The sequence below is a fragment of the Candidatus Tisiphia endosymbiont of Stenodema calcarata genome (genome assembly GCF_964030695.1).
GTDB lineage: Bacteria > Pseudomonadota > Alphaproteobacteria > Rickettsiales > Rickettsiaceae > Tisiphia.
Window position 1 is genome coordinate 580,885 of the sequence record NZ_OZ034911.1, and the last position, 24,442, is coordinate 605,326.

Annotated in this window: 23 protein-coding genes and 1 pseudogene; 6 read left to right on the plus strand and 18 right to left on the minus strand. The window is 32.6% G+C overall.

Annotated elements, in window-relative coordinates:
- Nucleotides 1-52: 52 nt before the first annotated feature.
- A complete protein-coding gene (gene rimP / locus ACQH1W_RS02655; RefSeq protein ID WP_341762212.1) occupies nucleotides 53-541 on the minus strand; it encodes a ribosome maturation factor RimP in 489 nt (162 codons plus the stop codon).
- Between the two features lie 318 nt (nucleotides 542-859).
- Here rimP and ACQH1W_RS02660 point away from each other — a divergent pair, with 318 nt between their 5' ends.
- On the plus strand, nucleotides 860-2,176 hold the full coding sequence (locus tag ACQH1W_RS02660; RefSeq protein WP_425361146.1) for a porin: 1,317 nt from the start codon (nucleotides 860-862) through the stop codon (nucleotides 2,174-2,176).
- A gap of 129 nt (nucleotides 2,177-2,305) precedes the next feature.
- On the opposite strand, the gene ACQH1W_RS02665 is transcribed toward ACQH1W_RS02660, so the two are convergent.
- The 8 genes and pseudogenes from ACQH1W_RS02665 to ACQH1W_RS02700 form a co-directional block, all read right to left on the minus strand.
- Nucleotides 2,306-3,037 carry an N-acetylmuramoyl-L-alanine amidase gene (locus tag ACQH1W_RS02665; protein WP_425361147.1) on the minus strand — a complete coding sequence of 244 codons (732 nt, stop codon included), beginning with the start codon at nucleotides 3,035-3,037 and terminating at the stop codon, nucleotides 2,306-2,308.
- A gap of 11 nt (nucleotides 3,038-3,048) precedes the next feature.
- Nucleotides 3,049-3,942 carry an FAD-dependent thymidylate synthase gene (gene thyX, locus ACQH1W_RS02670; RefSeq protein ID WP_341763201.1) on the minus strand — a complete coding sequence of 298 codons (894 nt, stop codon included), beginning with the start codon at nucleotides 3,940-3,942 and terminating at the stop codon, nucleotides 3,049-3,051.
- Nucleotides 3,943-3,953: 11 nt separating this feature from the next.
- Nucleotides 3,954-4,983, minus strand: a pseudogene (locus tag ACQH1W_RS02675) (FKBP-type peptidyl-prolyl cis-trans isomerase).
- A gap of 237 nt (nucleotides 4,984-5,220) precedes the next feature.
- Entirely contained in the window at nucleotides 5,221-5,607 is a 387-nt protein-coding gene (locus ACQH1W_RS02680) for a tetratricopeptide repeat protein (RefSeq protein ID WP_425361148.1), read from the minus strand.
- A 24-nt stretch (nucleotides 5,608-5,631) separates the two neighbouring features.
- Nucleotides 5,632-6,615, minus strand: coding sequence for a Holliday junction branch migration DNA helicase RuvB (gene ruvB / locus ACQH1W_RS02685; protein WP_375332973.1), 984 nt, complete (start codon nucleotides 6,613-6,615; stop codon nucleotides 5,632-5,634).
- Nucleotides 6,608-7,210: a Holliday junction branch migration protein RuvA gene (ruvA, locus tag ACQH1W_RS02690; RefSeq protein ID WP_341751956.1), complete on the minus strand. Its 603-nt coding sequence runs from the start codon at nucleotides 7,208-7,210 to the stop codon at nucleotides 6,608-6,610. Before ruvA ends, ruvB begins: the two co-directional genes overlap by 8 nt.
- 3 nt (nucleotides 7,211-7,213) lie before the next feature.
- Complete coding sequence (locus tag ACQH1W_RS02695; RefSeq protein ID WP_375332974.1) at nucleotides 7,214-7,456, minus strand: Holliday junction ATP-dependent DNA helicase RuvA; 243 nt, start codon at nucleotides 7,454-7,456, stop codon at nucleotides 7,214-7,216.
- 90 nt (nucleotides 7,457-7,546) lie between these two features.
- Nucleotides 7,547-8,398, minus strand: coding sequence for an Rpn family recombination-promoting nuclease/putative transposase (locus ACQH1W_RS02700; protein WP_375332975.1), 852 nt, complete (start codon nucleotides 8,396-8,398; stop codon nucleotides 7,547-7,549).
- A gap of 764 nt (nucleotides 8,399-9,162) precedes the next feature.
- On the opposite strand from ACQH1W_RS02700, the gene ACQH1W_RS02705 reads away from it, so the two are divergent.
- The 3 genes from ACQH1W_RS02705 (at nucleotide 9,163) to ACQH1W_RS02715 (ending at nucleotide 13,292) form a co-directional block, all read left to right on the plus strand.
- A complete protein-coding gene (locus tag ACQH1W_RS02705; RefSeq protein WP_341760801.1) occupies nucleotides 9,163-9,387 on the plus strand; it encodes a DUF2674 domain-containing protein in 225 nt (74 codons plus the stop codon).
- Between the two features lie 79 nt (nucleotides 9,388-9,466).
- Nucleotides 9,467-11,350, plus strand: coding sequence for a DUF3857 domain-containing protein (locus ACQH1W_RS02710; RefSeq protein ID WP_425361149.1), 1,884 nt, complete (start codon nucleotides 9,467-9,469; stop codon nucleotides 11,348-11,350).
- 349 nt (nucleotides 11,351-11,699) lie between these two features.
- Entirely contained in the window at nucleotides 11,700-13,292 is a 1,593-nt protein-coding gene (locus tag ACQH1W_RS02715) for an IS1634 family transposase (protein WP_425361195.1), read from the plus strand.
- Between the two features lie 219 nt (nucleotides 13,293-13,511).
- Here ACQH1W_RS02715 and ACQH1W_RS02720 read toward each other — a convergent pair whose 3' ends face one another.
- From ACQH1W_RS02720 to tatA, 3 genes are all read right to left on the minus strand, one after another.
- On the minus strand, nucleotides 13,512-13,658 hold the full coding sequence (locus tag ACQH1W_RS02720) for a hypothetical protein (protein WP_425361150.1): 147 nt from the start codon (nucleotides 13,656-13,658) through the stop codon (nucleotides 13,512-13,514).
- 144 nt (nucleotides 13,659-13,802) lie between these two features.
- Nucleotides 13,803-13,970 carry a palindromic element RPE1 domain-containing protein gene (locus ACQH1W_RS02725; RefSeq protein WP_341763269.1) on the minus strand — a complete coding sequence of 56 codons (168 nt, stop codon included), beginning with the start codon at nucleotides 13,968-13,970 and terminating at the stop codon, nucleotides 13,803-13,805.
- Nucleotides 13,963-14,118, minus strand: coding sequence for a twin-arginine translocase TatA (gene tatA / locus ACQH1W_RS02730; RefSeq protein ID WP_341747719.1), 156 nt, complete (start codon nucleotides 14,116-14,118; stop codon nucleotides 13,963-13,965). Before tatA ends, ACQH1W_RS02725 begins: the two co-directional genes overlap by 8 nt.
- A gap of 287 nt (nucleotides 14,119-14,405) precedes the next feature.
- Here tatA and ACQH1W_RS02735 point away from each other — a divergent pair, with 287 nt between their 5' ends.
- Nucleotides 14,406-15,272: an aminoglycoside phosphotransferase family protein gene (locus ACQH1W_RS02735; protein WP_342278748.1), complete on the plus strand. Its 867-nt coding sequence runs from the start codon at nucleotides 14,406-14,408 to the stop codon at nucleotides 15,270-15,272.
- A gap of 127 nt (nucleotides 15,273-15,399) precedes the next feature.
- On the opposite strand, the gene ACQH1W_RS02740 is transcribed toward ACQH1W_RS02735, so the two are convergent.
- Nucleotides 15,400-17,148 (minus strand): hypothetical protein, encoded by a 1,749-nt coding sequence (locus tag ACQH1W_RS02740; protein ID WP_425361151.1) that lies wholly within the window; start codon nucleotides 17,146-17,148, stop codon nucleotides 15,400-15,402.
- A gap of 432 nt (nucleotides 17,149-17,580) precedes the next feature.
- Between ACQH1W_RS02740 and ACQH1W_RS02745 the strand changes: the two genes are divergently transcribed.
- Complete coding sequence (locus ACQH1W_RS02745; RefSeq protein ID WP_375333107.1) at nucleotides 17,581-18,417, plus strand: DsbA family protein; 837 nt, start codon at nucleotides 17,581-17,583, stop codon at nucleotides 18,415-18,417.
- Between the two features lie 644 nt (nucleotides 18,418-19,061).
- Here the strand turns inward: ACQH1W_RS02745 and ACQH1W_RS02750 are convergent.
- The 5 genes from ACQH1W_RS02750 to ACQH1W_RS02770 form a co-directional block, all read right to left on the minus strand.
- Nucleotides 19,062-20,591 (minus strand): HlyD family type I secretion periplasmic adaptor subunit, encoded by a 1,530-nt coding sequence (locus ACQH1W_RS02750; protein WP_375333106.1) that lies wholly within the window; start codon nucleotides 20,589-20,591, stop codon nucleotides 19,062-19,064.
- Nucleotides 20,592-20,600: 9 nt separating this feature from the next.
- On the minus strand, nucleotides 20,601-22,361 hold the full coding sequence (locus tag ACQH1W_RS02755; protein ID WP_375333105.1) for a type I secretion system permease/ATPase: 1,761 nt from the start codon (nucleotides 22,359-22,361) through the stop codon (nucleotides 20,601-20,603).
- A gap of 243 nt (nucleotides 22,362-22,604) precedes the next feature.
- The gene (gene asd, locus ACQH1W_RS02760; RefSeq protein ID WP_375333104.1) at nucleotides 22,605-23,630 is read right to left on the minus strand and encodes an aspartate-semialdehyde dehydrogenase; all 1,026 of its coding nucleotides are present in this window, start codon (nucleotides 23,628-23,630) and stop codon (nucleotides 22,605-22,607) included.
- A gap of 26 nt (nucleotides 23,631-23,656) precedes the next feature.
- Nucleotides 23,657-24,007, minus strand: coding sequence for an HIT domain-containing protein (locus ACQH1W_RS02765; protein ID WP_341763276.1), 351 nt, complete (start codon nucleotides 24,005-24,007; stop codon nucleotides 23,657-23,659).
- Nucleotides 24,008-24,058: 51 nt separating this feature from the next.
- A complete protein-coding gene (locus tag ACQH1W_RS02770; protein WP_341763277.1) occupies nucleotides 24,059-24,424 on the minus strand; it encodes a DUF2628 domain-containing protein in 366 nt (121 codons plus the stop codon).
- Nucleotides 24,425-24,442: the final 18 nt, after the last annotated feature.

Below are 24,442 nucleotides of genomic sequence, written 5' to 3' on the forward strand. Positions count from 1 at the left end.
AGGTTTTGATCCTCCTACAAATTCCCTAGCAGAAGCAAATTATCCAAGAAGTCTATTTTTTATTCATTAAATTCCTAAACATTTCATCTGTTAATACCAAAGAGGCTTTTTTTATCATATCAAATGAAAACACTATGTCTTCACCATGGTTATTCAGATGAATTTTATTATCTTCAGCTTTAACTATCTTTCCCTGATATCGAGTTTGACCATTTAATAATTCTTTTAATTTTATGGTAGCCTCCCTACCGAGGAATCTAGTATAATCTTCAAATTTTATTAATGGGCGTTCAATACCTGCTGAAGAAACTTCTAAAAAATATTTATCACTAATTATATCTTCAACATCTAAAAGGGCTGAGATAATTCTACTGCTATTCCGACAATCTATTATAGTAACCTTTTCACCATCCAACCTATCTATTAATATTTCAAGTACTTTATGGGTTGAACCCTTTAAAGTTACTTTTACTAAGTCAAAACCAAGATCTTTTAGGTTATCTTGCACCGCATCAATAATTTGTTGCTCTATAGTTTGCATTACAACATAAATATTTAAAGATTTTAATAAAAAAGATGGGGTTAACCCCACCTTTGTTTTTTCAACTTTATTTACAAAAATTTCAACCCGCAAAGCTAGAATACAATATTTTTATGATATTAGCAACAATTAAAAAAAATGTTATATTAGTTGTAATTTTACCATTAAAATAATAAAATTTGTCTGACTAATCATAGTTATTTGCAAAAACTTGTTACATTATGGTTTATCTTCTGCTATAAATACTCCAAATAGAAATGTATTATGTTCAATGGGATATAAAAAGAACATAATGAATAAAGAGTTTTGGTATTACTTATGAAAAAATTAATAATGTTGCTTTGTGTCTCTTGTTTGTCTAGCACAGCCTTTAGCAGTTCTACTCCTCCAGCTGATGCCGCTTCAGATACTGAAATAAAATTAGAAGGACTCTTTGGTTTCCAAGCTGGTTATGGTAACCAAAGTAAATTGTCGTCAGAACAAAGTAAATATATCACTGATAATAAGAAAAAGCTTGGATTTTATAGTGATGCGGCTTTTTCTGTTACTGGTAAGCAAGAATTTAATGATGTAATAGCTGGAGGCAAAATAGTTTTGCTAACAACAACTAAACCAAAAGGGACTCCAAGTGTCAATGGTTCTCACATTTTCTTAGAGACAGACTATGGTAAAGTAGAGCTAGGCTCTCCTTATGATGCTGCAAATAAGATGGGTATTAGTGGTGCTAAAGTTGCAGCAGCTAGTTGTGGTTTTGCTTGGAGTAAGTATGTCTCACTAGACGATAGCAGTATGCAATATAAAGGTATGAATCCAGAATTTGAGGTCACTCCACCCTCTGTCATAGACTCATTTACCAATGGCTTCGATGACATAAATAAAGGAACAGAGCCAGCTAGAAAAGTCTCTTATTATACGCCAGAGATACAAGGTTTTCAGTTTGGTATTTCTTATATTCCTGATTCAGCAAATACTGGTGGTCATCGTAATATAAAAAATTTAGATAGTAAAACGGGTCGTAGTAAATTAAAGACTGGTATAAATGAAGTAGAACTACCTGGTATAGATGGTGGTAAAGGTGATACAGTAATTTATAATTACAATGTCAAAGATGCGATTTCTGCAGGGATATCCTATAAGTATGAGATTTTAGATGATATGGCAGTAGAAGTTGGTGTTACAGGAGAACATGCCAAACCAGCTCGCAAACTTATAGTATTAGATCCTAATGGAAAGATGCTATCTAGCAACAAGCTATCAGATCTAAACGCTTACAATTTAGGTGCAGTCTTAACTTATGGTAATATTTCTTGTGCTGGTTCTTATGGTAGTTTAGGTAAAAGTTTGACTTCAAAAACTTACCATAAAGTTGGTCGTGATACGAAATATTATAATGGTACAATTGCTTATGGGCAAGGTCCTATTAAAGCAAGTCTTTCCTATTTTAAATCACTAAAGTATAAAAATACGGTGGATACAGTAAGCCTAGGTACTGAATATAAGATAACACCAGGCTTGTTGCCTTATGCTGAAATCTCTTATTTTCAAGCTAAGGGTAAGCCAGTTTACCTTATTGAAGCTCCTAAGAAAAAAACTAAAGGTACAGTTGCTCTTATTGGTGCAAAGCTTAAATTTTAACCTTTAATAAGCCTTCGTTGTCATTCCAGCTTTTAGCTGAATGACAACGTTTTTGGTTATGTAAGTACCATTACTTATGTTGTTTTTTTGATCCACGTGGGCAAAGGTTTCGCGGGAATGACAGCTTTTTTACATAAGATATTTTTGTAATAATGCTTCTAAAATTGCCACGGTCTCGACATCTAATATTCCAGAAAAATTCTTTGGGCGGAAATGCATTTGGAACGATACTACAACATCCGTTGTCTGTTGATCAATTATTCCTGTCGGCTGCAACACATAACCATATTTGCTAAATTGTTCTTGGATTAACTTTACATTAGACAGATCTACCTTGGGCATTAGAGCATTAACAGTATCTTGATCATACCAAGCTCCGATATTATTATCATATAATTGTTTCCATGGGAATAGAGGCCTTGGGTCTTGTTTCCTTCCCGGAGCGGCATCAGAATGGCCGATCACACAAGTGGGGTCAATATCATAACGAGTTATAATATTCTGACAAAGCTCCATTACCGCTGTAATTTGGTCTTCGGGATAAGGATACCAATGAATATTTCCTTGAGAATCTTTAGTATCGCCAAGATTTACTATTTCAATACCTATAGAAGTATCATTGAGATTCTGACGCCCCTGCCAACCACTAACACCAACATCCCAAGCTCGTCTAGACTCTTCCACTAATTGGAATATATGATTCGGATTAGAGTCAGAAACTAGATAGTGTACACTAACTTTCGGACCTAGTAGGTCTCTTAGGGATCCTTCTAAGTTTTCGTTAGTGTAATGCAGTACCAAAAATCTAACTCTCTCATTAAAAGATGGGGCTCGGTAGGTTGTTCTATCAATTGTAATCATTTTTATAATACCTATTTTATAAGTTGCATTAATTCATCCCATTCTCTTTTGTTTATGCCACTAGATTCTTGAGTAATTTCTTCATTATTGAGTAGTTTTTTTATAACAGCAAGTCCTTTTTTAGAAATATTATTTCCTCCTAGCCTATATTCCTCGAAAGCATCATAAGTGAAAGGTACCCAAGCTTTTACTATTTCTAGCATTTTCTCTGCATATACTCTGATTTCATATTGAGCATGAGAATCCCCACGTAACAGTAGAAAATGTAATAGATTATGCAAATTAATTTTCCAATACCATTCTGTATAATAGTTTAAGGTTAAATTCATTCTCGCAAGTTCCCTAGTAATACCTATAGTATTTTCATCGATAATATTGCCATGTTCATCCTGGTTCATCATTTCAGTATAATGCTGATAGCATAGTTTAGCATCTTTTTCTAGTAGCACTAAGACTTTATCTGCAATTTCTTTTGGAATTTCTTCATCACTTCTTCCTTGTTTATTTATTGTGGATTGAGCAGCAAGATTCTGTTTTTCTGGTAAATAAAATTCATTTCCTAATATAGAATATCTAGCTGAATATTCATTAACACTAGCGGTTCTGTGACGTATCCATTGTCTTGCAACGAAAATAGGCAGTTTAATATGAAATTTGATATCACACATTTCAAATGGTGTTGTATGGTGGTGACGCATTAGGTAATTGATTAAACCTTTATCTTGGCTTAGTTGTTTTGTACCTTTACCATATGATACTCGTGCTGCTTGGACGATGCTACTATCATCACCCATATAATCAATAATTCTGATAAAGCCATGATCTAGTATTTTTATGGGTTCAAATAATAATTCTTCTAGAGCTGGTACTGTGGCTCTTCTTGTCTTGTAATTATTGTCGTGCATTCTTTTCTCTATTATTCTGTTTGAAAATTTGTTAATTCCAGCATCAAATATTCATCCATAGGAATCTTATCTTGATTAAGCATTTTGTTGATATTAGAACCAAGTGCCTTAAATGACTTACCTTTGGCAATTACTGTTCTAGTGCCAACTGGCACTTTACCATGTAGAGCATATGAAACGATTAATGGATAATTAATATCACCAATTTTTATATCTAATTTCTTACCTTTCTGTACTGAATCATAAATTACCTGACCATTCGATAGTTTAGTAATCTTTACGTCAACCCCTACTTTATCTCCGCATAATAATGGCATTCTATAAGCTATCTCCGCATAATAATGGCATTCTATAAGCTATTTCATCATCAAATATCTTTACTTCATTACTATCAACAAAATTATTAGGTAATATTGAATTTAAGACAATATTAACTCTATAAGGTGTATCATGATCTCTATCTTCTTCTTTATATTGCTGGTTATAATATGCATATTTTGCAGGAAGCACCGCTTGTCTTGTTTGTCCAACCATCATACCTACTACTACAGAATCAAGGCCTAACATGATTGCTCTAGAACCAAGTGTAAAGGTCTTGGTATTTTCGCTAAGTAAATTATTGTTAATATCCAATAATTGATAACGTAATGTGACTACGTGACCACAAGTAGCTGATCCTTTAGTCCCATTACCAAAGCTATTAATCTTAAACATTGGTTGTATTAAGTCTCTATTAACCTCTATAGTATATTTACCATCAGTAATAGGTTTGTTCGTTGGTTGTAGTAAATGCTCAAAAAATAGTCGACCTTCTTCTGTCTTAAGAGCATTTATCAAAACCTTTGAAACAGTTTTTTCAAGAAAATTACCAGTTAATGGTATATTTGCTTGTTCAGGAGCAGCTTTAGTATTTTTATTATTTTCAGCATCATTAGTCGTCTGAACTTTAGGGTCTTTGTCCTCGGGAGGAGAGAGCATCTTCATTTGGACAATAGAGTAAATAATTGCTGCAGCAATTATAAGACTTAAAGCTTTTTGCATATAATATTTCTTTCTTAAGTATTTCTTAGTTTGTTTTTAAAATATATAGCTAACTCCGATTAGCATTACTCCGGCTATTAGCGAAGAGTACATAAATCCTAGTGTCATTGCGAGGAGGCGTGAGCCGACGAAGCAATCCATTTCTAATAACTTTTTTGGATTGCTTCGTCGCCACTAAAGTAGCTCCTTGCAATGACGGAGTAATGTTAGTCGGGTTAGCTATACATTCTATAATTTTTAATGTTTTGTTCTAAGTCGCTCTGCCTTGCTAAATGCTTCTTCTGATTGCGAGTATTTACCTAACTCTTTCAAAACAATACCTTTGTTATAGTAAGCTTTAACATAATCAGGCTTATACTTAATTGCTAAATCAAGGGAGTCAATTGATTCCTGCAATTTGTCTAACTTATTTAAAGCAACACCTTTATTATAGTAAGCCTCAGCATAATCAGGTTTATGTTTGATTGCTAAATCATAGTAGTCAATTGCTTCCTGCAATTTACCATCCATTGCTAAAGTATTCGCTTTTTCAAAATATTCTTGACCATTAGCAACCACCTTGCTGAATGGGAGTAACATTAAAGCAAGCAAGATTGCTAGTTGTTTTATGTTGATTATTTTCATAAACTACCTCTTTGTAACTGTAAATTACGATATTCCAAGATGGTCAAAGGCATTTTTAGTAATAACTCTACCTCTTGGGGTGCGTTGTAATAACCCTATTTGTATTAAATATGGTTCTATAGTCTCTTCAACAGCATCGCGTTGTTCTGATAGAGCTGCGGCAATTGTTTCTATACCAACCGGACCACCAGCATAATTATCAGCTATAAATTTTAAGTATCTATAATCATTACTATCTAAACCTATTTTGTCAACTTCTAATCGATTTAGGGAGATATTGGCAATATTTTTATCAATTTCTAGCTTATCATCGACAGAAGCAAAATCTCTCACTCGTCTAACTAGCCTAAGGGCAATTCTTGGAGTTCCTCTACTACGCCCCGCTATCTCTTCTAATGCCTCATCGGTTAAATTAATTGCTAGCAATTTACTAGCTCTACTCAAAACAAGTTTTAATTCAGCTACGTTATAAAAATGCAAACGCAATGGTATACCAAATCTATCTCTCAAAGGGTTGCTGAGTAAGCCGAGCCTAGTAGTTGCTCCAACTAAAGTGAAATAGGGTAGGTTGATTTTTACTGACCTTGCTGAAGGCCCTTCACCAATAACTATGTCTAAAGCAAAATCTTCCATTGCTTGGTACAATACTTCTTCAATATTTGTACTAAGACGGTGAATTTCATCGATAAATAACACATCATTATCTTGCAAATTAGTAAGTATAGCAGCTAGGTCAGCTGCTTTTGATATAGCAGGTCCTGAGGTGGATTTAAAATTTACTCCCATTTCCTTAGAAATAATTTGTGCAAGAGTGGTTTTACCAAGTCCAGGAGGACCGTAAAATAATGTATGATCTAAATGTTCAGACCTATTTTTAGCTGCTTGGATAAAAATGGATAAATTCTCCTTAATTTGTTGTTGTCCGACAAATTCTCTTAAATAGCTAGGTCGTAGAGAAAATTCTTGATCACTCGGAAGTATATCAGCTGACAAAATATTTTTAGACATTGGATCCACGTGCTTTTAGTGCAAGTTTAATTAGTTCATTAATAGAGAGATTAGAATTTTCTGCAATAATTCCCTGTACTAAATTTTGTGCTTCAGTTTTACCAATACCAAGCGAGGTTAACACTAATGTGGCATCAGATGATATCTTAGCTAAGTCAGTATCATTGTTATCCATGGTAAGGTTGTTAGTAAAATTAGTTAAAGCTTTATCCTTTAACTCTATGATAATTCGTTCAGCTAGTTTTAGCCCAACACCAGAAATGGCTTTAAAAGCTTCTTTATCCCTCCTTGCTATCGCTGATTGGATTTGCTCGGGTGATAAATTTGATAAAATAGCTAAAGCCATTCTTGTACCAATACCGTTTACCGATTGTAATAAATTAAAAAAAGCCTTCTCTTCAAGAGATAAAAAGCCGTAAAGATTAATATGATCTTCTCTTACATGTGTTTCAATAAATAATTGACAAAACTCATTAACGACTAACTTATTTAAAGTTTTACTAGAACAATACACTAAATATCCAACACCACTAACATCAATAATGACATAATCATTAAAACATGCATCTATTTTACCTTTTAATTTACCAATCATAATTTATTTAGTATCAGACTTTACTTTTGGTTTACGATTTTTTGTATATATATGTGCTGTTACTGGCAATATAGTTACTATCGAAGCTAAAATATAATGCAGTAACGTTGGAGTTTCAGTGCAATGGCATTGACCATCATCAGGAAATGTTGATATAAGTATAATTTTCGCAGTAACCCAAGTAATCACTATATATATAAGCAAATATACTACATATTTAACCTTTGCCCAAATACTCTTAATCATAATTTCCTCTTCTGCTATAGCTAACCATTACATAACAATAATAGAATATGTTAGTAAATGATAGTAAATGATAAATTTGAGGATCGTAAGTCATTTTAGATTTTCTATTTGAGATTTACTTAACTTAGTGTATTTAATAATTTTTTCCATCGGCTCATTGTTTAATAGCATTTCTTTTGCTATAGCTATTATACCTTCCTCTCTACCTTTTTCTAGTTGTTTTTTCAGAGTATTAGCTTCGATACGCAGCCATTTAAGATGGTCTTCATAGGCCTCCCTTTCTTCGTCAGTAAAGTTCATAACATCTAGCACTGTTAGAGCTTTTTTTAAGCTGGCATTGTCTAATTCTTTAGGTAAATTATCTTTGTTAAGTAGGTCATGTCTTGTTAGAAAAGCTGTCCACATGTCTAGAGAGTTTTTTACTTTTTTCAGTATATCAGGTAATTCCTCATAAGAATTATCAGTAAATTTATTAAGCTCAATAGTATGTAATTCGAGATCTTTGAAATATAACAAGCCACTATCTTTTTCTACTATATGGAAAACATTGTGATATTTAGTTACATTCGGAATAGAAGTAAAGTTTAGAATATGAATACCAATGGCTTTGCTTAGGGTAGAATAGTCCTGAGCTACCTTTAATTGTTCGGTATATAATTTAGCCCAATAATATAAAGCTCGCTTATCATAATCAGCTTCGTCGCTAATTTGAATTTCAATATTGAACCTTTTGCCATCAACAGATTTGGCTTTAACATCTAATATTGAGAGTTTATCATTCTTAAAGCTCTTTGGATTATATGGATTAAGCAGCGTTACCTCTGCCACTTGATCTTCCTTAGATACAATTGAATTAATCAAGGATATCAGCAAGTCCTTATTCTCTTCTACGCCAAAGATTTTCTTAAATGCCAAATCTACTCGAGGAGTTATTTTATCCATATATGTTGCTATTAGTAGTTATCAATTATAAAGCTAGTATAGCACAGAAATTATAAAGCACTAAGTAATATAATGTGGAAAATATAATAGATATCTTTGGCAAACTCTACTTCTGTTGGTAATTTATTCGTGCTACCGATACTCTGCTCCTCACGTACATCATTGTCCGCTGTGGGTCGAGGTTTCGTGGCTTCTTTAAATCCCTCAGCATTATGTATTTAAAATAAAAGAAAGTGTTGCAATAATTAGCTATCTAGGATAGATTGGTATTAAAGGATACTGACACCGTGAATTCTAGGAACAGATAAAAATGCAATATAGTCAAATACATTGAATTAGGTGGAAAGATAATTGATAAAATCAGTTGATTGTAAAAACTACTTCTATGTTTTTACCACCTAATTCAATGTATTTGACTATATAATTTATCATTAGAGTATCTAATTTTATGTAAGAAAAAGAAAGGTCAATCAAATCAGTTAACTTTTGGGATAATGTTAGTGTATTTCAAAAAATACATATACTCTTCTGCTCCTACGAATTGTTTTTTGAAAATATCATGGATTCGCATGCGTAACTATACTATATGTACACCTAGCATGCTCATCATTCATTTTCAAATCCAATGCTTCAAATCATTTGAGTATACATTTTCCCTCTAATAAAGCTAACACAGTTTCGATGCAATTATTGTTACAGCCGTACTAATCAAAAGATTTAGTAATAATAAATATAAGAAATTAAAATTAATAAAAAATAAGATTATGACAAGGGTAAAACCCCATAAAAAAATTATATCTTTCGCTGAAAACAAATCTGATTTAGATAAAATTACTCAATTTATTATGGATGGTTGGGCAATAGTAAAACTAATGCCACATGGTAATTATTTTATTGGTGTCATGGAAAAGATGCATCATGACGTTACTATAGATGATCAAGATAAAATTGTTTATATACCTCCAAGAAAAAAGATCATTTTTACTTAGTGGTCTCTATTTTTTAGTTTATAATACCTTATAATGCTGGTAACTAAGGGGTATTTTCTTATTTTTAGGATTATTTATAATGACTTATTTAAAATTTTGTCTTCGTCTAATATTATTAGTATTTTTAATAAACTACTCCGCTCAAGGGAGATGGAGTAAGTACGAAGATGCTCCTGTTGAAATTACATTTTATAATAACGATATTAGTATTAATCAAGATGGCACTTCTGAAGAAATAATGGAAATACACGCAAAAATACTAAAAGAATCAGGACGTAGTCAGTTCTCTCAATATAGATTGACTTATAATAACTATAGTTCCAAAATCTCTATATTAGAAGCCAAGACTATTTATAATGGGCAAGAATATGTAGTTTCTAAAGATATGATTGAGGATAAACCGTTAGCTAGTTTTGGACAAGGTTTTGATCAGCTAAATCAGATAACTATCTCATTCCCTAAAGTGGAACTTGGTGCAGAAATATACTTAAAATATAAGTATGTTGAAACAAAAGTTGCTATAGATGATTTTTATGGTGATACCATATTCTATGGTAGGGAAGGTTACTTGCAAGCAAGTAGAACTAAGATTAATTCCAAATTACCTCTAAATATCAAAGTAAACGACCCAAAAGGCGTATTAAAAGTTATTACCGATGCTGAAAGTGACTTTCATTCGGCAGAGATTATCCTAGAGAAACCTATTTATAATCAATTGACCAATGAACCAAGTAATGGTATATTAAATATTAAGCACAAAACTTGGGTATCTTTATCAAGTTTAACCAAATGGCAAGATTTGGCCAAACAATTAGCTCCTGGCTATTCTAAGGTAATCAATCAACCACTTCCTACAATTTTCATGAATATAGCGGAATCTGCTCTAGATAAAAATACCGATGAAGAAAAAATTAATTTTGTTACTTCTTCATTAGCTGAGAAAATCCAATATATGGGTGATTGGCGAACAGTATCAGGTCGGTATTTTCCTAGAGATTTAGAAAAGATTGCTACTTCTCAAATTGGTGATTGCAAAGATTTTTCTGCAAGTACTGCTGTTATCTTGCAAAAGCTTGGGTTTAAGGTTCAACCCATTTTAGTAATGCGAGGTATTACTAATTTTTCTAACCCAGATGCACTACCTAATATGGGAAATTTTAATCATGTGATGCTTAAAGTAGCTAATAAAAATGGAAAAATATATTGGATTGACCCAACAAATATTGTCAGTATGGCACAAGGAATTTTTCCAGATGTTGCAGGTAAGTTAGCCTTGGTATTAGATATTCAACAAGCAGATTATATCAAAATTCCTAAAATAGCCCATCAAAATTCACAAGCTATAATGCACAATGAGTTGGTAATAAGAAATAATATTGTAGATGTGCATGGTCAGCTTGATTTACAAGGAGAAACAGCAGCAAATATAACAGGTGTTGGGTTATATAAATCAAATGAACAGCTAAGGGATTTGATTTTCCACATATTGACAAGAGTATATCTTGATGAAGAAGACAAGAAATTTTTAGAATTACCTGATCTTACTTCTCGTATTGTCAAAGATCTTACAATTAAATACGCATATCAGCAAAAAAACCGAATTTTTAAAACCAATAAGGGGTCTGGTTTAAGGTTAAGATTATATGGGACGGAGGATATTACAAATACAGCTTTTGACCAAGTATCAGACCTTTTTATAGGTATACCTAACACTAACACAAGACATATAATTATAAAAAATATTATAATTAAAGATTGTAAAAAATTAAACTTTGAGGTTGATACTCCGTGGCTATATGTCAATAGATCATGTAAATATCAAAATAAAGATACCGAATTTACAGATATAATCTCCATAAGAAAAAGTTTGATTACCAATGAAGAGTTAAAAACTCCTCAATATAAAAACCTTAAAAGCAACTTAGAAAATAAATTTGAGCGAGCTGCGATAGTTATTGAATGAGTATAATTATCCCACAACTGTTGAAAGTTAAAAAACCGTCTATTAGCAAAGAGACCGTCGCACAACTGTTGAAAGTTTACAAACACCTATACCACAGTGTCATTGCGAGCGTAAGCGAAGCAATCTAGGAAACAATCTATAGATAAATGATGTTACTGGATTGCTTAGTCGGTCTTACAGCCACAACTGTTGAAAGTTAAAAATCGTCATCGCGACTCATCTTCTAGACGAAAAAGTGCTTAAAACACCTAAAGAATGAGGTTTATAAGGATTTTGCTATAAGATTTGTAGTCATGTAAATGATATTTTTTATTTGACAATGCTAGAATTTAGAGATATAATCTCTTTCATGTATATTACAACTGTTCCAAATAGAAATTCTTGTCCTGCAATATTGCTTCGTACCTCTTATCGCGAAGACGGGAAAGTATTAAATAAAACCCTAGCTAACTTAACTAACTGGGATGATTTACGCATTGAGGCTTTTAAGAAGATGCTTAAAGGTGAATTTGATGGTTTAGATGGTGTTCCTGAGGTTGGTGAAAGTTTTGGGACTATTTTTCTACTAAAAAGAATTGCTGATGAAATTGGTATTACTAAGGCTCTTGGTACTAGAAGCAAAGAAGCTTTATTGAGTCTATTTTTGGTTTTAGCACGCTTTGCTCACCAAGGGTCTAGACTTTCCAGCGTGAAATGGGCGAAATCGCATGCGATATCTGATGTATTATCTGTCGATTCATTTGATGAAAACCATTTATATCAGGCTCTAGAATGGTTAGAAGAGAACCAAGAAAAGATCGAATTAAAATTATTTAAAACTTATCAAAAGAAAAATAACAAGCCGCCTGTTATGCTTTTATATGACGTCACTTCCAGCTATTTCGAAGGAACAGAGAATGAACTTGCGGAATATGGGTACAATCGGGATAAAAAGAAGGGTAAAAAGCAAATAGTGATTGGTCTATTAACTGATGATCATGGCGAACCTTTGGCTGTTAGAGTTTTTAAGGGTAATAGTGCTGATCCTTCTAGCATTTATGAGCAGATTGAGCTAGTAAAATCTAATTTTGGTATTAAGAATATCGTCTTTGTTGGTGATAAAGGAATGATTAAGAGACTAGGCAAAGAAGGATGGGACTATATTACAACCTTAAGTAAAGTTGAGATTGAAAGCTTAAAGAAAAGCGGAGTTTTGCAATATAGTTTTTTTGCAGAACAGCTATGCGAAGTAACCAATAATGGCAAAAGATATATTTTAAGGAAAAATGGTTCTATAGCCCGAAAAGTTGAGTTTGATAGGAATAACCGAGTTGAAAAATTGGTTGCAAAGATTGAAGAGCGTAATATATATGTATCAACCCATAAGAAAGCAAAGCTAGAACTTGGTTTAAATAATATTCAAAAAATTGCCAAAGAATGGCGGATAGATAAATTTATCAACCTAAAATTAGACGGCAACCAAATAGTGGTTGAAATTGATCAAGATAAGAAAAAAGAGTTGTTTGCTCTTGATGGTTGTTATGCGATTGAAACACAGATTGAAATTAAACTGATGAGTAAAGAATTGGTTGATAAAGCTTACCATAATTTACATGAAGTAGAATCGAATTTTAGCAGTATGAAGACAGGATTACTCGAAGTAAGACCGATCTTTTTAAGGAAAAGCAACAGAACGAAGGGACATGTATTTGTTTGTATGTTGGCATTAAAAATATGGCACTATATGAAAAATAAGTTGAAACAAGGTTGTGGCGTAACCAAGGATGGTAAATATAATGTGACCATTGAGGAAGCATTAAGAGAGCTGGATAAAGTATGTTTTTTATATTACACAATCAAGGGTTGCAAAGTTGCAAGATTACCAAAATTAAGCGAGTTTCAACAAAATTTATTCAATTTATTTGATTTAACGATGCCCCAAATGACAAAATCTGCAAAATGATAAAATGTAGTCAGTAACAAAAATTTAATTTTCTGTCCCACACACCGCATGATAACCTACTTCTATAGCATAATTTTTGCTCATATTTATCTCGAAGATGAGTCGCGAGGCGTCGATAGACGCCGTGGCGATCTCATGAAGTAAGCTCTTCTTCACAAGATTGCCACGTCGTCGCTTACAGCGACTCCTCGCTAATAGACGGTTTAGGGCTTACAAAGCTCATCGCGATGACGGTTTTTTAACTTTCAACAGTTGTGGTCTTACAGCCTCCTCGCAATGACGCTGTGGTATAGGTGTTTGTAAACTTTCGACAGTTGTGGTGTAATACCATTTCCGAAAACTAATCATCACGTCGTCGTATTTCATAATCTCCGCTCCTCACGTACTAGTTGTACGCGAAGGTAGCTGCCACTCGTACTCCGAGTAGCAATTTAGTTTTGGGAAATGGTATTACGGATTCGAGAACGAAAATAACGATCGATAAGAATTAGATAGAAATCTTCACATCACCTAGCAAAACAGGTTATTAGACTTCTTTCGAAACTCTACTTCTGCTGGTGATTTGTACGTCGATGCGGTACTCGAATCCTCACGTACATTAGAGTACGCTGCGGGTCGAGGTTCCGCGTCTCCTTCACACCCTTGCGCATAAGCGAGTTTCGAAAGAAGTCTATTCATCTTTTTTCTTATCAATGTCTTTCATTCCTTCCTTGAAAGCTTTAAGACCTTTTGCAAGATCTGACATCACTTGAGGCAACTTACCAGCTCCAAACAACACTAAGATGATTAATAAGATCACTAATAAGTGGCTGAAGCTCATTCCCATAATATCAATTTTATAAGTTTTAAGTTAGAATTACCTATAATATTATAGCAAATAGTTAATTTGATCTAGCATAAAAAAATACAAATTTATTATCAACCTCAATTTCGGATTAATTTCATTAATCCGAAATTGGAATGAGAATGTAAACAATCAGGTTTAAAGTGGTTTGATGCCTGATTGTTAAATATTTCATTTGCTAATAATATTATTAGCTAAGATTATTAGCGATAATAGATTAAAATGCATTTGTGCCAGCCGCTTCAAGAATGCATTTTTCTGAGGTCATCATGAAAACATTTGAAACTAACATTACTAATATCTATGGTGTTCAAGGTAAGGTTTGGTTAGATGATTTGCCAAAAATTGTCCATAAATTGGTCAAGGAGTACGGTTTGTCTAGCTTAAATCCAGTTAAGAACTTGAGTTACCATTATGTCCTAGCAGGCTTCCAAGGTTATCAGCCAATTATCTTAAAGTTAGGGCTAGACATTGATGATCTTAAGAGAGAATCAACAGCTTTAAAAGTTTTTTCTAAATTTGGAGGGGTGAAGGTTTTAGCTGAAAGCACCGGCTTACTGCTAGTTGAGCAGGCTATTTCTAATATATCATTAAAATCCTATTTTCCTGTAAAAGATTACGAGGCTATTAAAATAGCATGTAATGTAATGAAAAGATTACACTATGCACCTTTGCCATCAGAAGGTTTTCCTTATGTCACAGATTGGTTGGCAGTATTAGATAAAGAATGGGATGTGCCAACTTACTACTTAGAAAAAGCTAGACAATTGCGAGATAAATTACTAGGCACATCGTCAATGTTAGTTTTACTTCATGGTGATTTACATCATGATAATATTCTACAAAGTGGTGATAATTGGGTGGTTATTGATCCTAAAGGAGTTATCGGTGAAAAAGCATATGAGGTAGCAGCATTTATTCGTAATCCTCTCCCTGAACTCCTTGCTTTAGAAGATGTTGAGAGTATTATTGCAAATCGCATCATTAAGTTTGCAACTCTCTTGGATTTAGATACGGAGCGAATTAGCGATTGGTGTTTTGTCCAATCTGTACTTTCTTGGGTTTGGGCTTTAGAAGATGGTTCTGACATGCTTATGTTAGCAAATCTTACAAAAATTTTTGATATAGTCAATTGATGAGAATTTGGTGACGTCGTCACTCGTCTATTATCTATAGGCTTCGCTCCATCGTTCCTAGCATCAAATTCTCCTGAATTGACTATAATCTGCTTATTAATACACCCCTAAAAAAGGGTTCTTATATCTAATTGAGGTTAGTATATTCATTTAGAATTCTCTTGATATTATTGAGCATGGTAAGTTCATTTTTCTTTCTAGTAAATACATAATATATTACTTTACTTATAGTGGTGCGTTTTTTAACTTGCACAACCAACTCTTGTTGAACGATTGTTCGAATTGTAGTTAGATTACCATTCATTAAAAATTGTGATAAAAGTTGAAGCTGTTCAACACTAAAATTTGTTAGTAATATTCTAATAATTACCGTAACATAACCTGCAGGAGTTGTTATACTAGTTCTCCTGACATGTTTTTTAAAACTTAAACTAGATGTTTTATTTAAATATTTGTCACTAAAAGTTTCTACAAAATTTATTTCACATAATTGTTTTTTTACTTCTAACCTTTCTTGTTCAATTAGTCTTAACGTTCTAACTGAAGTAACATTACTATTTATCTTATAATCAGCTGCGATTCTACATGTTATTACCTGTTGTACAAACTCTGCATAATTTAGCTCTTTTTTTAATAATGAAGTAATATTTTTAAATAACAACTGATACCTAGTTTTTAAAGCATTTTTAGTAAAACTATCTAAAGAAGTATATCGTTTGATAATTTTAACTTCAAGTTTTGCAGAAAATTTAGACTCAATAGAAGAAATCATTAAAGAAATAGTATGACCACTTTGGATATTTTGAGTTAACCTTTTTCTAATCTGAGCTAATATATAATTCAGATCAGAATCTTCTGTTATATTGAGCATCCTGATAGCATCTATATGCTTTGTAATATTAATTAAAATTTCATGCATAAAGACATTTTGCCGAAGTAAGAATCTTTCTATTATAGCGAACTCTGCATTTTCTATCTGATGTATTATTGCATTATAATTTCCAAATAATACTGAAAGCTCATACCCTGAATTATTAAGTTTACTGAAACTCTTCCTAAATTTTGACTCGTCATGTATTCTTAGCAAAATATGGTTTATGGTCTGAGATTTAATACATAAATCTTTTAGCCTATTATATAAGCAAATTAATTTAGCATTGGTTAACTCCATCAATACATTGTGATCATCTATTAAAAAATTAGTAATTTTTTTAAAAATGTATTCGTAATCTACTGTGTTCTCTTCTTTCAGTGTTAATAATATATTAGCATGAAATAACAAAGGAACAGATTCTTTCTTTATGTCAATAGTAGAATCAATCTGCCATAATTCTTTAATGAACAACAATTGATCTAAAAGTAGATTTTGTTGCTCAAGCGATAAATTATCTAAATTCAAAACAATGGCAGTTGCCTGTAAATTATTTATAACATCTTGATTTTTAACATCTTCAATTATTAATATACAACAATGTTGTACAAAGTTTCTAGCTAAATCCATTACAGGTTTTAGTGCCTTATTATTTTCTTCATGATGTAAAGTGGAAGAGCTTTTTAAGCAATCAACCAATTGATTAAGAGAGGTAACAAAATTTGTTACCTCTTCCATTTGATATTTTTGTTGCTTTAACGTTTCAATGGAGAGAGGTCCGTAATGCTCAAGAACAGAAAGCAAGTTCTTTTGACTATCTAGACTAAGATAATCAAGCAAGTCACTATTCTGTTGTAGAATCTTTATAATATTAAAAGTACGCAAAGACCTTTTTAAAGTACTAGGATACTTACAAGACACGATACATTCAGAGCTTAAAGAGACAAAACAGCCTTTTAATCTTTCTGTATACTTACTAATGACCTTAGTATTAAAATCTTTCATAATTAATTTTCTTATCGTGTTATTCAGTATCTAGGGAGGAGAATCAATTAACTAATCGGAACATAAGTTATACGGATGTATACCCATTTCATGCTACCATCAAGCATTATATCAGTATCATCATGGTATCCCAATATATTTTTCACTTCTTCTTGGGTTGTGTTACCTTATTTACAAATAAGACTTAATTATCATGAAAGTTACGCGGGGGTTCAAATCATTATAACAATATTTTTATTTTAACTAATAGTATTTTTGCATTTATTAGAAAAAATATTTATAGTATATAAATTAATTATTTTGTTACGAATAAGTAAAAATTTTTATTGCTTAAATACCAGTAAAACCTTATTTTTATAAGGACTTCTCATAAGGAATATAAAATCCTGAAGAGTAAAGTATTTAATTTAACTTAAAACTATATCAAAACTTATGCATAATATCCTTATCATTATAATTTCATTATTGTTAATATCATGTTCGGAAGAAAGTGATAAATCTAATAATAAAAACGAGCAACCTGATAATAAGGCTGAAGTGACTCAGGAAAAAGTTCCACAAGAAGAAAATAATGACAACCTTGCCAATGATAAATGGAATACAATAGTAAATCCTCAAGACAGTACGGTTTCAACTAATACGGAAGAACCTCTAGATACGGTAGAGGATTCTGCTACTAACTCTACTGATAATGTTAGCTTGAAACAGATGCCTTATAAACCAACTTTCAATGTTAGCCAAAATGATATAGTTCTTGGTAATGTTAAGGCAACTGTAGTGGTAGTTGAGTATTTTTCTCCAACTTGCCCACATTGTGCTTATTATCATGAAAAAATTCTACCTGAGCTTAAAAAGAAATATATTGATACCAATAAAATTGCTTATATAATTCGTGAATTTGTCGGTAATAAGCAAGATTTAGATGCAGCAATTTTGGCACGTTGTCCAAATGATCTAGAGAGTTTTCTTAAATTCCAAAGTGTAATACTAGCACAACAAGATAAATGGGGCAGTAGTAATAGATATCGTGAATTATTAACAAATATAGCTCAAATTGGTGGAGTATCCGCAGAAACTTATGCTAAATGTCTTAATGATAATCAAATTGTCGAAACATTACTTGCTAATACTAACCTTGCTGCTAGTTCACAAGGTTTTGTTGGTACACCCGCATTTTTTGTTAATGGCATACTAACAAATGGATATAGTTTAGAAATCCTTTCTAGGGTAATTGATAAAACGTTAGAAAACTCTAGTATACTCAAATGATTTGAAGAATTGGATTTGAAAATGAATGGTGAGCATGCTAGGTGTACATATAGTATAGTTACGCATGCGAATCCATGATATTTTCAAAAAACAATTCTTTAAAGCAGAAGAGTATATCAAATCCGAAAATTAATACACTTACTTAATCTCAACTATCGATGTAACAAGCTAATCATAGTACATTTTTCTATAATCGTCATAGCAAGACTCTTTAGATGCCGTGGCGATCTAGGTAAACAGCGAAGCTGTTTTTTTAGAGTAACGCTTCGTGTATCCTGGATTGTTGCGTCGCCGCTTTTTCGCGACTCCTCGCTAATATACGATCAGCAGCCATTTTAATGGTGGTTATATAAAAAAAGTAGGGTATTATGATATACTCGATGAAAATCAACAATTGCGTTGTCGTTGTCCAAGACCGCAGGTAGCCACGTACTAAAATGTACGCTGCGCTCCTCGGCTTGAACACTCCTAGCACTTGTTGATTTTGATTCTATCGTCTACCAACTCTTCATTTACGAGCAGTATAACAGACCTTCTATGTTATTTTTTTAGATTCCCGCCGAAGCGGGAATGACAGCGTTTTAACGTTAGTACTATTTGTAGTACTAGGCATTTTTGGCTAAAACCTTCTTTGGTTAGCTATATCATTTCTCTTTAAATGCTCTAAACATCGTATCAGTAATAGGATCAAGTAAATATCTCAGGAGAGTCCTTGTGCCAGTGACAATTTGAACTTCCGCTTGCATACCAGGATGTAACTCTAACTTTTTAGCTTTTGCAATCTTATTAAACTCATCCATATCAATCTCAATTCTAGCGATATAATAAGTGGTAGGATCTTGGCTTGGAGCATTTCTGTCTTGTACAATATCAGGAGATATTTTAACAACTTTGCCAGTAAATAACGGCGTTGTTCTAGATTTAAAAGCACTGAAGCGAATTTTTGCTACCAAGCCTTCATGCACTGAATCTATATTCTTGCTTGGAACTTTTGCTTCTATTATCAAACTATCATCAGTTGGAGAAATCTCTAGAATCGGATAACTTGGTGAAATCACCTGTCCTATTGTATGATAGTTCAATACATTTATAATACCATCAACTGGTGATTTAATAACCACTCGATTTAAAGAGTCCTGATGTGCATTAAATGCCTCTTTAAAACGAGCTACTAGCTCTTGTGTCTCTTTTAGTTCAGTCAGAGTTTTCTCTGTATATTTATTCTGTAAGTTAATAATGCTAATCTCACACTCTGTAATCGAATGCTTAATAGATGCAATCTCAGCTTCTGCCATAGCTATCTCACTTTTGTACTGTGCTTCCTTAGCTTCTAAGTCTAATAAAGCGGCTTTATTGGCAAAACCTTTTCCATGCAATGTATCCATTGCCTTTAAACGATCCTTAACAACCTCTAGAGTTTTTACATTTGCAACTTTTTTAGCCTGCGTACCTTCGATTCTTTTATTTAATTGCTCGATCCTTTGATGTAAGGCATTTTTTTCACTTTTATATACTTCTTTTTTAGACTGAAATAAATTTTCTTGGGTATGTATAATCCTTGCTACTTCAGGTAAATTGATATTTTTGGTTAATAATTCTGGGAATTCAATCTTATCTTGATTATCTCTCTCAGCAATTAAACGACTTTCCGTTGCTAAAGCATGTCTATATTGGCTTAAATTACTTTCATATGCTGACTTAATTCTTGTATCTTCTAGCTCTATTAATTTATCACCTTCTTTAACTTGATCACCTTGTTTAACAAAAATATTAGCTATAATTCCACCTTCTTGGTGATTAATTGTCTTCTTATTACCACTCGTTATAACAACACCCAATGCTGTAGCAGCACTATCAAGAGGAGCAAAACTGCCCCATACCCCTCCAACTAATACAAAAAAGATTATTACATACACTCCAAAAAGAATAGGGGATCTAGCAATCTGCACTACATCATTGCGATCAACATCATTATTTTTAGTAACAAAATTGACGAAGCGATCAAGATAATATAATGTATTTTTAATGGCATTAGAAATCTTTACTATTACCTTTTGTGATACAATAGCTCCCTTTGTTTTTTTTGTGTGTGTTAAATCATTTTGTAGCGACAAAAGTTGTTTAAGTTGCTCCGCTGTAAATGCCGGCTTATTGTTATTTGACTTTTCTTCCATATTTAAAACTTATTCATTAATGTGGATTACACCATTTTGTAACAGTTTAACTCGATTTTGCATTTCTTCTTGAGTGCCATAAAGAGCTACCGCCCCATCTTGTAATACCAAAATCTTATCTACCACCGATAATACAGAAGGTCTATGAGAGATAACAACTACAGCAATACCCCTAGATTTTGCTTGCTTTAAGCAATTTGATAGGGCTATTTCACCCGCTTCGTCAAGATTTGCATTAGGTTCATCTAAAATAAGTAGTTTAGGATTACCATAAAATGCTCTAGCAAGACCAACCCGTTGTTTTTGTCCACCAGAAAGATTAGAGCCTGCTGTTCCAATATCTGAATCATAGCCATCCGGTAATCTTAAGATCATTTCATGAGCCCCAGCAATTTTAGCTGCCTCAATTACTTTTTCTGGATCAGCATTTTCAGCCATCCTAGCTATATTCTGCTTTATACTACCACTAAATAACTCTATTCCTTGCGGCAAATACCCTACATGTTTACCAAAGTCTTCCCTGTTCCAACGATAAATTTCTCCACTATCAAGCCTAACAGTTCCTGACGATGCTTTCCATACCCCAACTAAAACTTTTGCCAAAGTTGACTTACCTGCTGCAGAAGGTCCTATAATTGCTAATATTTCACCAGGCTGTACCGCAAAGGATACTCCCTTTAAAATATATCTTGGTACTGGTGGCTGTGGTATATGTGGAGGAATTGGTATCGAATAATAAATATTTTCCACAGTTAAATGTCCTTCGACATTTGGAATTGGCATTGCTTCTTCTCTTGATTTATACGAAGCAAATAATTGATTGATATTTTTATAAGATTTTATAGCTCCGCTCATACTTTTCCATAACTCAATAGCGTTATCAAAAGGGGCTAAAGCTCTACCAACTATAATAGAACTCATAATCATACCACCAGTAGTCATATCTCTGCCTGAAGTATAAACAACAACAAAAGCACCAATACCAGTTACCAGCATTTGCATGACATTACGGATAAATCTTGAAAAATTAGAAATAGCACCATTACGGTAGCTAGCAATTGATTGCTTCTCCAAAGAAGCAATATTAAATTGATGCCAATTTGCCGTGACATTTTTCATCATGCCCATAGCTTCTACAACTTCTGAATTTCTATTGGCGATGTCAGCTTGCGTCATACCCTTTATAGAAAATTCAGTAGCTTCACCGAGAGTTTTATTAGTTGCAGCCGCATTAAAGAAAGCCGTAGATACAATAATAATAGCCCCAACTAATGTAAGGATTCCAATATATGGATGAATTAAGAAAATTACTATTATATAGACAACACTCCAAGGAGCATCAAATAAAGTATTAATACCAGTGCTAGTTAGAAAGGTTTTTACTGTTTGAAAATCACGAAGTAACTGACTAGCACCCATATTAGTACGAGTTGCAGAGGCTGAAATAGAGTGACCAAAAATTACAGGAGCAACTGTTTTATCCAACCATTCACCAACTTTAATTAGGGTGAATGATCTAGCAACTTGCAACAACCCATAAATAAAATAGATCGTACCAATAATAATAGACAACCACATTAATGTAAATAAGTTACCACTTCCTATAACCCGATCAAGCACTTGCAAGGAATAAAGAGGCGTTATCAACATTAACAAGTTAATAACAAACGCAAAACTAAAAACTATCCAAAACGCAATTTTGCACTTCTCAAGAGCAGTAGTTAGGGGATTTATTACTACTTGAGATACTAATGCACTATTATTTCTCATATTACCGTTGTTATATTATATTTTTCTGAATTATAATCTGATATCGTCTAACACAAATTAAATTAGCCTGTTCTGATAATAGTAGTTATCTGAACCTGATGGCTTCCCGGCTCTAGTATAATTTTTACTGCTAATCAGTAAAAATTATACTATTTGTAATATTTTTATTTGACTCTACACTATACGCAAAATAAATAATATGGCAACCTCTTTATTAACTTAGAGCCTAGAAGTATAACCTAATTACTTTTTCGACAAATATCCTTTTATCAACTCCTCAGCAATTTGCACAGCGTTTAAAGCTGCTCCTTTACGTAAATTATCTGCTGTAATCCATAAATTAATGGTATTTTTTTGACTATGATCATTTCTAATTCGCGAAACATAAACAAGATCTTTACCAACAACATCTATGGGAGAAACATATTGTGTTTTATCCAAATGAGAATTAACTACAATAGAGTCTGATTCTTTTAGTATTTCTTCTATTTCTTTAGCATCTATCTCTCCACTAAACTCAACATTTACTGAAATAGAATGACCAACAAACACCGGTACTCTCACGCAAGTTACACTAGATTTAGCATGTGATCCTATAATTTTTTCTAATTCCAAGGAAATCTTAGATTCTTCACTAGTAGAACCATCTTCATTAAAACTACCTATATAAGGAAATAAATTAAAAGCTATTTGCCTAGGGAAAATTTTAGGAGTGATGTCACTAAAAACATATTTTGCCTTAGTTTGCTCGTAAAGCTCATCCATTCCTCTCTTTCCTGCTCCTGAAGTCGACTGATAAGTCGATATCACCATTCTCTTAATCTTTACTGCATTATCCAAAGGCTTTAATACAGTAGCTATAGGAGCAGTACAACAATTCGGATTAGCTATAATATTTTTAATAGTATAATCTTTTAGGCTCGCTAGATTGGCTTCTGGAACTATCAAAGGAACATCATAATCAAGTCTGAAAAATGACGATTTATCGATAACTATGCAACCTTGCTCGACAATTTTGGGTATATATTTCATTGATATTTCTGATCCAGCTGCAAAAAAGGCAATATCTATTTTGCTAAAATCTACACTATCTATATCAAATATTTTTATACTATCTTCCCCAAAACTAACCTCTTTACCTGTAGATTCACTCGATGCTACAGCATAGAGCTTATTAATTGGAAACCCCCTCTCAAACAAAATCTCTAAAGTTTCACGCCCAACATTACCCGACGCACCAATTACCGCAATATTATATTGTTTTGTCATTATACATTTATCTTTTTATCAATTGACTATATCAGCTTAGAAATAGTTTTTCCTCCTATAATATGGAAATGAAAATGGAACACACTCTGTCCAGATTTTATCCCTTTATTAGTAATCAAACGATAGCCATCTTGATCTAAACCAACTAGCGATGCAATATAGGCTAGTTTGGTGAAATAATCTTTAATTTCATCACTAGAAGCTTTAAGGATAAAATCACTATAGTCAATATACTCCTTTTTTGGTATAATTATTATATGTACTGGAGCTACAGGATTTATATCATTAAATGCTATTAGATTATCATCTTCATATATTATCTCTGCTGGAATATCTTTACCAATAATTTTTACAAAAACATTATTCTTGTCATACATATTATACTCTCATTTTTATTATCTATTCCCAAATGTCAATATTTGAGATTACTATAACACATTTTTTTCATCCACTAAGCGTTCTAAAAATTTTAATTCAGCTTCTATCTCAGATTTTGCTAATATTATGTCTGTAAGCTGGTATTTCTTTTTTTGCAAATCATATTCTCTCATATCATCGCTGAAAAAACCAAATATCAACATAATGGCGAGTTGACTTACAGAAATAAAATTAGTACAACCTAAACTTGATATAACAATACTTAGTATCAAAGTAGTTATTAGTGGTAACCACATTCTATGATATAATGCCCAAAACACGCTTAAAAACGCAGCAAATAATGAAAAACCTTGCTTGATAAGAATAAAATCATTATCTTTTTTTTGAGGATTAACATATATTGAATAAATATTCATAGGAAAGTCTTGTAATTA